Origin of the sequence: Nocardia sp. CC201C, from assembly GCF_030010695.1 — a bacterium.
GTDB classification, from domain to species: Bacteria; Actinomycetota; Actinomycetes; order Mycobacteriales; family Mycobacteriaceae; genus Nocardia; species Nocardia otitidiscaviarum.
In genome coordinates, this window is the sequence record NZ_JASCXP010000269.1 from 1 (window position 1) to 9,983 (window position 9,983).

At 70.1% G+C, this 9,983-nt stretch carries 10 protein-coding genes and 1 pseudogene; 3 read left to right on the plus strand and 8 right to left on the minus strand.

The features are described 5' to 3' along the window. The coding region (locus QK444_RS24470) for a biotin/lipoyl-containing protein (RefSeq protein ID WP_282784075.1) at nucleotides 1-406 on the plus strand (406 nt) is incomplete at its 5' end. Then, nucleotides 403-1,779: an acetyl-CoA carboxylase biotin carboxylase subunit gene (locus QK444_RS24475; protein ID WP_282784077.1), complete on the plus strand. Its 1,377-nt coding sequence runs from the start codon at nucleotides 403-405 to the stop codon at nucleotides 1,777-1,779. The genes QK444_RS24470 and QK444_RS24475, both read left to right, overlap by 4 nt. A gap of 58 nt (nucleotides 1,780-1,837) precedes the next feature. Here the strand turns inward: QK444_RS24475 and QK444_RS24480 are convergent, their stop codons facing one another. The 8 genes from QK444_RS24480 to QK444_RS24515 all read right to left on the minus strand — a co-directional run bounded on the left by QK444_RS24480 (nucleotide 1,838) and on the right by QK444_RS24515 (nucleotide 9,659). Next, the gene (locus QK444_RS24480; protein WP_282784092.1) at nucleotides 1,838-2,650 is read right to left on the minus strand and encodes a carbohydrate ABC transporter permease; all 813 of its coding nucleotides are present in this window, start codon (nucleotides 2,648-2,650) and stop codon (nucleotides 1,838-1,840) included. Between the two features lie 34 nt (nucleotides 2,651-2,684). Further along, entirely contained in the window at nucleotides 2,685-3,563 is an 879-nt protein-coding gene (locus QK444_RS24485) for a sugar ABC transporter permease (protein WP_306356211.1), read from the minus strand. Between the two features lie 84 nt (nucleotides 3,564-3,647). Beyond that, nucleotides 3,648-4,517, minus strand: coding sequence for a metallophosphoesterase (locus QK444_RS24490; protein ID WP_282784081.1), 870 nt, complete (start codon nucleotides 4,515-4,517; stop codon nucleotides 3,648-3,650). An 11-nt stretch (nucleotides 4,518-4,528) separates the two neighbouring features. Then, the gene (locus QK444_RS24495) at nucleotides 4,529-5,896 is read right to left on the minus strand and encodes an ABC transporter substrate-binding protein (protein ID WP_282784083.1); all 1,368 of its coding nucleotides are present in this window, start codon (nucleotides 5,894-5,896) and stop codon (nucleotides 4,529-4,531) included. Nucleotides 5,897-5,928: 32 nt separating this feature from the next. Beyond that, on the minus strand, nucleotides 5,929-7,059 hold the full coding sequence (locus QK444_RS24500) for an ABC transporter ATP-binding protein (protein ID WP_282784085.1): 1,131 nt from the start codon (nucleotides 7,057-7,059) through the stop codon (nucleotides 5,929-5,931). Nucleotides 7,060-7,069: 10 nt separating this feature from the next. Further along, the gene (locus tag QK444_RS24505; RefSeq protein ID WP_282784087.1) at nucleotides 7,070-7,960 is read right to left on the minus strand and encodes an alpha/beta fold hydrolase; all 891 of its coding nucleotides are present in this window, start codon (nucleotides 7,958-7,960) and stop codon (nucleotides 7,070-7,072) included. Continuing rightward, nucleotides 7,960-8,484 (minus strand): YiiD C-terminal domain-containing protein, encoded by a 525-nt coding sequence (locus QK444_RS24510; protein WP_282784088.1) that lies wholly within the window; start codon nucleotides 8,482-8,484, stop codon nucleotides 7,960-7,962. The genes QK444_RS24505 and QK444_RS24510 overlap by 1 nt, the downstream gene beginning before the upstream one ends. A 14-nt stretch (nucleotides 8,485-8,498) precedes the next feature. After that, nucleotides 8,499-9,659 (minus strand): acyl-CoA dehydrogenase family protein, encoded by a 1,161-nt coding sequence (locus tag QK444_RS24515; RefSeq protein WP_282784090.1) that lies wholly within the window; start codon nucleotides 9,657-9,659, stop codon nucleotides 8,499-8,501. A 141-nt stretch (nucleotides 9,660-9,800) separates the two neighbouring features. On the opposite strand from QK444_RS24515, the pseudogene QK444_RS24520 reads away from it, so the two are divergent. Further along, nucleotides 9,801-9,983: pseudogene (locus tag QK444_RS24520) on the plus strand (oxidoreductase); the annotation flags it as partial.

Below are 9,983 nucleotides of genomic sequence, written 5' to 3' on the forward strand. Positions count from 1 at the left end.
CAGCTGGGAGGACCGGGGCGCGTGCGATGCGGCTCCGTCCGCCGCCCATGCCGGTGCGTCCCCCGCCGTCGCCAATGGCGCGGTCGCGCCCGTGGATGCGTTGTCGGCCGCCGCCGGGTCGGATGCGGTCGTGCCGGTCCAGGGAAACGGCTCGGACGTAGGCACTTTCACTCTCGACGCGGAGACAGTCGGTGTGTTCTACCGCGCTCCCGAGCCCGGTGCGGCAGCCTTCGTCGCCGACGGTGACCCGGTGCGGGCGGGTCAGCAGGTCGGCATCGTGGAGGCGATGAAGCTCATGATTCCGGTGACGGTCGCCCGCGCCGGGCGGGTGGTCGAATTCCTGGTCGGCGACGCCGAACCCGTGGAGTACGGGCAGCCGCTCATCCGTTTCGAGGAAGTCCGGTGATCGGCCGCATCCGCACGGTGCTGGTGGCCAATCGCGGCGAGATCGCCGTGCGCGTCATCCGCACCTGCGCCGAACTCGGCATCGCCACCGTCGCCGTGTATTCGGAGGCGGACCGTGATGCGGCGGCGGTCCGGCTGGCCGATCGCGCGGTGCGCATCGGCCCCGGTCCGGCCAAACGCAGCTATCTGCACATTCCGGCGATCATCGAGGCGGCCCGGGCGACCGGGGCCGACGCCATCCATCCGGGTTACGGATTCCTGTCGGAGAACCCGGATTTCGCGGAGGTGTGCGAGGCGGAGGGGTTCGTCTTCATCGGCGCACCCGCCGACGTGATGGCGCGCCTGGGCGACAAGTCCACCGCGCGGTCGCTCATGAGCGCCGCCGGACTGCCGCTGCTGCCCGGCAGCCACGACCCGATCGACGGGGTGGAGGCCGCGCAGGCGCTCGCCGACGACATCGGCTACCCGGTCATCATCAAGGCCGTGGCCGGTGGCGGCGGGCGCGGCATGCGGGTGGTCCGCCACGCCGCCGAATTCGCGGTGGCCTGGCAGGAGACCCGCGCCGGGGCCGCCGCGGTCTTCGGCGACGGCCGCCTGTACGTGGAGCGCTATCTGGAATCGGCCCGGCATGTGGAGGTGCAGATCCTCGCCGACACGCACGGCACCGTGGTGCATCTCGGCCTGCGCGACTGCTCGCTGCAACGCCGACACCAGAAGCTGGTGGAGGAGTCGCCCGCCCCCGGGCTGTCCGCGGAGCTGGCCGAGCGCATCGGGGCCGCGGCCGTGCGGGGCGCGCGGTCGGTCGGCTACGTGGGTGCGGGCACCTTCGAATTCCTGCTCGCCCCCGACGGCGAGTTCTACTTCATGGAGGTCAATTGCCGCCTGCAGGTGGAGCATCCGGTCACCGAGATGGTGACCGGCGTCGATCTGGTGGCCGAACAACTGCGTGTCGCCGCGGGAGAACGGCTCACGGCCGCCGCTGTCCGTCCGCACGGCGTGGCCATCGAATGCCGGATCAATGCCGAGGATCCGGAGCGCGAGTTCGCCCCCGCCCCGGGCACACTCGGTGAATGCCTGCTGCCGGGCGGCCCCTTCGTCCGCGTCGACACCCACATCCGTACCGGATATGCCGTTCCGCCGCACTATGATTCGCTGCTGGCCAAGTTCATCGTCTGGGCTCCGGACCGCCCGGCCGCCATCGCCCGTATGCGCCGGGCGCTCGCGGAGACCGTCCTGCGCGGTCCCGGCATCGCCACCACCACCGAGTTCCTGCACGACATCCTCGACCACCCCCGCTTCCGCGCCGCCACCCACGACACCGCCCTCATCGGCACCCTCACCACCCGCGCGGCGGTCCGGTCCTGCACACCCTGACAACCGAGCGGCCCACCACGGAGTGATCCGTGGTGGGCCGCAGGCGTATTCGGTCGCGCTACTTCAGACCCGAGCGAACGAAGGCGTTCACGATGTGGCGTTGCAGGACCAGGTAGAGCAGCAGGACGGGCAGGCAGGCGAGGCTGGCCACGGCCATCATGGGGCCCCACTGATCGCCCTCGGTGCCCATGAAGCTGCGCAGGCCCAATTGCAGCACGCTGTTGGATTGGCGGAGAACGACCGCGGGCCAGAAATATTCGTTCCAGGCGTTGATGAACAGCAGGATGCCCAGCGCCGCCAGGGCCGGGCGCAGGTTGGGGACGACCACGGTCCAGAGGATGGACCAGGAGGAGCGGCCGTCGATCTTGGCGGCCGCGATGAGCTCCTTGGGGAAGGCCGCCATGTGCTGGCGCAGCAGCAGCACCCCCAGGGCCGAGCAGAGCGTCGGAAGTACCACGCCGATCAGGGAATTGATCAGGCCCAGGCGGTTGAGCAGGATGTAGTTGGGGAGCATGGTCACCTGGAAGGGGACCAGCCAGGTGCCGACGAACGCCAGGTACAGCAGCCGTTGCAGCGGGAAGGTGTACATGGCGAAGGCGTAGGACGCCAGCAGCGCGATGAGCAGCTGTCCGGTGGCCGAGAGCACCGCCACGAAGAAGGTGTTCGCGATCAGCCCGGTGATGTCCACCTTGTGCGCGGCGTCGGCGTAGTTGCCCAGCGACACCGGCCAGGGGATGGGGGACAGCGACGTGATGTCCTCGGGGCGGCGCAGCGCCGTCGCGAACAGCCAGTAGATGGGGAAGACGCACAGCAGCGAGGCGGCCGCCAGCAGCAGATGGCTGCCGAGGGTCCGCACGCGGTCGATCGTCATGCGGTCAGTCGTCATGCGGTCAGTCGTCATGCGGTCAGTCGTCATGGAAGGCAACCTTTTCCGAGATCCAGACCAGGATTCCGGCGAGCACGCCGAAGCCGAGGAACAGCAGCACCCCCGCCGCCGCGCTGAGTCCGGCGTCGAAGCTGTGGAAGGCGTAGTCCCAGAGCAGGTAGTAGATGTTGGTGGTGGCCTGCGCGGGTCCGCCCTGGGTCATGGAGTCGATGAGCGGGAATGTCAGGGTGGGACTGAGCAGCACGGTGGTGAGCACCAGGAACATGAGCGTGGGCGACAGCAGCGGCAGGGTGATCCAGCGCCGGATCTGCCCCGGGCTCGCGCCGTCCACCCGGGCCGCCTCGTCGTAATCCCCACTGATACCGGCCAATCCGGCCCACACCACCAGCACCGCGAAGCCCAGCAGCTGCCAGCCGGTGATGCCGATGATCACGGCGTGGGCGGTGGTGGCGTCGTAGGCCCAGTTGCGGTGGGTGCCCAGCACCTGGTCCACGAACCCGCTGCCGGGATGCAGCAGCCAGCGCCACACCGCCGCGGCGGCGACCGGCGCGACCAGGAACGGCGCGAACACCAGCGCGTGGTACAGGGTGCGGGACCGCCCGCGCACCCGACGGCTCGCCAGCGCGATGAGCACCGGCAGCACGACCGTGAACGGCAGCATGCCGGCGATGAGCACCGCGGTCCGGCCCAGGGAGTCCCAGAAGGCCGGAAGGTCCAGCAGCCGTTCGTAATTGGCGGTGCCCACCGAGCGCATGGGTGAGCTGGGCAGCAGGTTCCACGAGTAGGTGGACAGTTGGAACGCCTGGGCCAGCGGCTGATAGGTCCACACGAACAGCAGGAACAGCGCGGGCGCGAGATACAGGTACGGGGACAGCCCCCGCACTATCCGCCGGACCACGGGGCGACGGGGCGGCGGCGCCGCGGCCACTGTGGGCCGCGACGCCGCCGGTCGTTCAGCTCGTTCAGCGACGACGAACACCGCTCACCGGGTTCCCGCGTGATCGCCACGCTGGTCGATGGACCGTAGATACTCCAGCATGTCGCCCTCGGCCCGGTTGTAGAGCTCCGGGGCGGGCGTGGCCTCCACCGCGCTCACCACGAAGGCCGAGCCGAGCACATCGACACGGCTGTAACCGAATCCGCTCACCGCCCGCTGGCGGCCCACCGGGGCCATGGCGTCGATGCGGTAGGCCAGCGCCGGACCCACCCACACCGGGATACCGGCCAGGCTGCCCGCCGCGGTCATATGGTTGTGCCCGCACAGGATCATCCGCACATCGCTGTCGGCCACCGCCGCCTCCAGCAGCTCGATCTGCCCGAGGCCGAGCAGTTCGGCCGCCGGGATGGCCGAGCGCAGCGGCGGATGGTGCAGCACCAGCAGGGTGCCGCGGGGCGCGGGCCGCCGCAGCTGGTCGGTCAGCCAGGCCAGCTGGTCGAGCTCCAGCTTGCCCGTATGCCGACGCGGCGTGGTGCTGTCCAGCGCGATGATGCGCAGGCCCGCCACCTCGACCACCTGATCGTGCGGGACGTCCTGTGCCACCGCACCGGGTGCGTGGCCCAGCAGTTCGACTCCGAAGGCGGTGCGTTCGTCGTGGTTGCCCATCGCGTACACCACCGCCGCGTCCAGTTCGGCCGCCGCGGGCTCCACCGCTTCCCGCAGCCGCCGGTAACCCTCCGGCGACCCGTTGTCGGTGAGGTCGCCGGACAGCACCAGGGCGTCGACCGGTCCGGAGGCACGCAGCCGATCCAGCACGTGGTGCAGATTCTCGTAGGTGTCCACCGCGTCGTAGAGGCGTTCACCGGCGGGACGGATGTGGGTGTCGGTGAGCTGGATGACGGTCAGGTCCCGCATCTCGTGGGATCTCATGCGGCCGGAAGGAGTTTCGAGCCCTCGGTGCGGGCGGCGGTCAGGGTGGACTGTGGATCCGCGCCCTGGTACACGATGGCCTCGACGGCATCCATCATGCCGTCGCGGATCTGGAGATAGTTGTCGCCCGGCATGGACACCCACGGCTCCATGGCCGCCAGCTGCGCCACATTGGGGGCCAGCAGCGGATTGGCCGCCGCCCACGCCCCCAGCGAGCCGGGTTCGTCCATGAGGCCGGTGCGCAGCGGCAGATAGCCGATGTTCTGCGAGATCTTCACATACGACTCCTCACTGGTGAGGAACTTGATCAGCTCCCAGGCCGCCCGCTGCTTGGCCGGGTCGTTGGACAGAATGTGCAGGCCCGCACCGGAATTGGTGGGCACCGTCGGTTTGTCGCCGAAGCGCGGCATGGTGGTCGAGCGCAGATCCCACTTGTCCTTCGCGCCCTTGACGAAGACGCCCTGCACGGCGCTGGTCTCCAGGATCATGCCGATCTCACCGCGGGCGAAACCCTCGTACCCTTGCTTCTGCGCGAGCTTGGGCATGCTGCCGGAGTTCACGAGATCCTGTGCCATCCGGGTGACCTCGACGACGGGGGTGTCGGCGTAGGTGAGGGTGCGGCGGTCCTCGGAGATGACGCGGCCGCCGTTGGAGCGCACCAGCGCCTGGAAGCACCAGTCCTTCGACGTCTTGGTGAGGCAGTCGATGTAGACGCCGCCCTTACCGGTCTTCGTGCTGATGGCCTGTGCCGCGTCGGCCACCTCCGCCCACGTGGCCGGAGGCTCGGCCGGGTCCAGACCGGCCTCGGTGAACAGGGTCGCGTTGTAGTACAGCACCGGGGTGGAGAACACGAACGGCACGCCGTAGGTGTGGCCGTCCCAGTCGTCGAGGGTGCGGGCGCGGTCGGCGTACGGTATCCGGCCGTCGAAGTTGCGCTGCACCTCGTCCGCGCCGAACAGTACGTCGAGTGGCTTGGCCCGCAACTGGTGGATGGTGAAATCCAGGTCGCTGAAACCCAATTGGGCCACGTCGGGGGTGGTGCCCGCCACCATCTGGTTCTGGATGCTGGAAATGGTGTCGGTGGCCGGGTTGGGGCTGTTGCCCTGCGGCTTCTGCGCGGTGACCTTGATATTGGGGTGCTGCTCGCCGAACTCCGAGATCAGTTCGTTGAAGGTGTCGGTCCACGCCCCGGCCAGGCCGTAGTTGTAGGACTCGAAGACGATCGACACCTGCTGGTCGGGTTGCAGTTCGGGGACCTGTGCGGTGGTCGTGGCCTCGGTGGCGGTGGTGCCGCCGAGGCCGCAGCTGCTGACTGCGACGGCGGTGGCGAACACCAGGCCCAGGAAGGGCGCGGTGCGTTTCACGGGATTCTCCTCATCGAATGGTGGTGCGGACATCAGGGGACGGGCACGGCTGCCGCGTCCGGGGTCGGTGTCGGATCCGCGTGCGGCTCCTGCCAGGTCAGGCGCAGTCCGGAGTCGGGATGGAACAGGTGGATCTGGGCGGGGTCGACTCGGAAGCCGACCTCCTCGCCCGCGCGCACCCCGGCCGGTCGCGGGGCGCGGGCGCACAGGGTGTGGGTGCCGGTGTCGACGTGCACCAGCTCCTCGCTGCCCAGGTTCTCGACCATGGTCACGCGCCCGCGCACGGCGGTGGCGGCGGCGTCCACGCGCAGCCGTTCGGGGCGGATTCCGGCGGTGACCAGGGTGTCCTCGCCGGAATCCGCCGTGATGTCCAGAGCGGCGTCGATGCCGTCGGCCATCACCCGCAACCCGCCGTCGCGCCGGGTGACGACCGCGGGAAACAGGTTCATGGGTGGGGAGCCGAGGAATCCGGCGACGAAGGCGGTGCGCGGCCGGTCGTAGAGCTCCTCGGGGGTGCCGACCTGCTCCACCCGGCCCGCGTCGAGCAGTGCGATCCGGGTGGCCATGGTCATGGCCTCCACCTGGTCGTGGGTCACGTACAGGAAGGTGGCCCCGAGACGGCGGTGCAGGGCGATGAGTTCGGCGCGGGTGGCGCTGCGCAGTTTGGCGTCGAGATTCGACAGCGGCTCATCCATGAGGAACGCGCCCGGATCGCGAACCATGGCGCGCGCCAACGCGACTCGCTGCCGCTGACCGCCCGACAGCGCGGCCGGGCGGCGATCCAGCAGCGCCGACAGCTCCAGCGTGCGGGCCACCTCGGCGACCCGTTCGGCGATGCGGGCGCGCGGCTGGCGGCGCGACCGCAGCGGGAAGCCGATATTCTTCGCCACCGTCAGATGCGGGTACAGCGCATAGCTCTGGAACACCATCGCCAGATCCCGCCGCTGCGGTGCGGCGTCGGTGATGTCGTCGCCGTCCAGCAGGATGCGCCCCGAGCTCGGTTCCTCCAGCCCCGCGATCATGCGCAGCAGGGTGGATTTGCCGCAGCCGCTGGGGCCGAGCAACACCATGAACTCACCGTCGGCGATGTCGAGGCTCACCTCGCGCACCGCGTACTCCGTGCCAAACTTCTTGGATACCGCGTCGATGTGCAGCCGGGCCACCGGTTCTCCTTCAGACCGGCGTGCCGGTCGTGATCCATGTCGCCACACCGGCCGCGATGGCGGGGGCGTCCTTCACCCACCGGAAATGGTCGCGATGCGCCACCTCCGAGTCCTCGTCGATGTGCCAGCGGCTCACCCGCGCGGCGGGCATGCGCGAGACCAGGAAATCGACATTGGATTTCGGCCCGAGCACGTCGTCGGAGAGCGAGATGACCAGGGCGGGCAGCGTCATGCGCGCCAGCAGGCTGTTGTAGCGCCGGGAGGTGCCGCGCGGGCGGTAGTAGCTGGTGAGCGAGTGGACCGACCAGTCGACCATGACGCCGCCGGGCATGGGCGCGGGAATCAGCACCCCGCCGGGCCAATGGCCCTTGAACCGCGCGACCAGGCCGATCCACTGGATCTGGCTCAGCGCCTCGAACCAGCGCCGCGGACCGAAGGCCCACCAGAACACCGTGCCGGTGCCGATCACCGTGACCCCGGCGACACGCTCGGGTTCGGCGGCGGCGAACAGCAGGGCGAGCTGGCCGCCCAGGCTGTGCCCGAACAGGTGCAGCGGCGCGCCCGGGAAGCGCTGCTCGACCGCGCCGACAATGGCGGGCAGGTCGATCTCCAGCATTTCGCGGTAGCCGAAATCGGTGTGCTCGCCGAGCGGCGGCGTCGCCTCACCATGGGCGCGCAGGTCGACGGTGGCGACCGAAAGTCCCTGGGCGTGCAACGCTTTGGCGAGCGGCAGGTAGTTGCGCGCCTTCATGGCCATGGCGGGCAAGATCAGCACGACGGGCGCGTCGGCGCGCTCGGCGGGCAGCCACCGCACGGTGAAGGCGACACCGTCGGAGGTCTCGACGCGGGTCGACGCCAGGTCACCGAACTCCGAGCGCGATTCGGGGGTCGCGGTGGTCATCACGCCTCCGCCCCGGCGATGGCCACATCGCACACGTAGTCGAAGGTGAACTTGGCGACCGTCACGTCGTTGTCGTCGAGCAGGGCCGCCTTGCCGGACACTTCGAAGCGCCGCGACTCGGTGGTGGTCAGGATCTCGGCCAGCTCGCGCGGATCGACGGTGGCGACGGCGCGGATGCGGCCCAGCGCCGGTTTGCGATAGGAGGCCGATCCGCCGCGCAGTACCAGTTGCGCGATGGTGTGCAGCCGGGTGGCCGCCCCGCCCACGAAGGCCGCCGCACCCGCGATGTCGGCGGCGGTGAACAGGGCCCCGGCGTGCACGGTGCCCATGTGATTGCCCACGGCGTCGCCCGCCGGGATCTCGACCACTGCGCGGTCGGCGGAGATCTCGGTGACGACGGTGCCGACCTGGCGGCCGAACGGCACCATGGCCTGCGAGACATCGCGCAGGTAGCCGTAATCCACGGCGTCGGGGTCGAGTTCCGGGTACGCCGCGGCGAAGCCGGACATGGTTCTCGTGGTCATCGGTGCTACTCCCTTCAACGGGGTCCGCGCAGAACGCGGCGGGCAATGGACCAGCGCAGGACCTCCGAGGGGCCCTCGTAGATGCGGAAGGCCCTGGCCTCCACCAGGAATCGGGCCACCAGGTGGTCCTCGCAGACGCCGAGGCCGCCGTGCAGCTGCACGGCGCGGTCCAGCACCCGCCAGACCGCCTCGGAGACGAAGGTTTTCGTGATCGATGCCTCGTGCCGGGCCTGCGGCGAGGACGGGCCGTGCGCGTCGATGGTGGCGGCGGTGCCGCGCACCAGGCCGCGAGCGGCGGCGATATCGATCTCGCTGTCGGCGATCAGCGCCTGCGCCATGCCGTGCTCGGCCACCGGGACACCGAAGGACGAGCGGTGCGTGATGTGCTCGACGGTGAGCTGCTGCGCCCGCACCGCCAGGCCGAGCCAGTTCATGCAGAACACCAGCCGCGACGGGGCCAGCCGCACCTGCGCCAGCTCCAGGCCCCGGCCCACCTCGCCGAGCACCGCGGAGTCGGGTACCGCACAGTCGGTGAACCGCACCTCGCAGTGCCCGCCCGGTGCGCTGGTGTGGTCCAGGGTGGGCATGCGGCGGCCCACCCGCATACCCGGGTTGTCCTGGTCGACCAGGAACATGGTGGGACCGTCCGCGGTCGCGGCCACGCAGATGACGAACGCCGCGCCCTGCGCGCCGGTGGTGAAATGCTTGTCCCCGTTGATGACCCAGCCGTCGTCGGTCTCCTCGGCAACGGTGCGCAGCATGCGCGGATCCGAGCCCGCACCGGGGGCCGGTTCGGTCATGGCGATGGCCGAGCGCACCTCGCCGGAGGCCAGCGGGGCCAGGTAGCGCTCGCGCTGCTCGGCATCGGCGACATGGCTGAGCAGGTGGATATTGCCGTCGTCGGGAGCCCAGGCGTTCACCGCCAGGGGGCCGAGCAGGCTGGCCCCGGCCGCTTCGAGGACCTCGGCTTGGCCGCGGGTGTCGAGTCCGAGACCGCCGTGGCTCGGATCGGAGAGCGGGCCGAAGACCCCCGCCTCCTTGGCCTTCTTCTGGAGATCCAGCCGCAGCGCGTCGTCGGTGACGCGGCCGCCCGCCACCACCTCGCGTTCCACCGGGATCACCTGGTCGAGTACGAACTGTCTGGTCCTGTCGACCAGTTCCGGTACAGCGCTCATGGGGTCAGTCTGTGGCGGCGGCGGGGGACACCACCGGGGCGATAGTCAATCTCGATCGGTCTAATCGACTCCTTTCGGCCGGAGCGGATCGGGCGCGCGGCTCGGTCAGGGTGTTGGCGACACCGATTCCGAGGGGATGCGATGACCGAGTTGACGGTCCGGGTGACCGATCGCCGTGACGTTGCCGAGGGTGTGTTCGCACTCGATCTGGCCGCAGTCCACGGCGGCGCGCTGCCGACCTGGTCGGCGGGCGCGCATATCGACGTGGGGGTCGGCGCGGCCGGGGTGCGGCAGTACTCGCTGTGCGGCGACCCGGGCGACGAC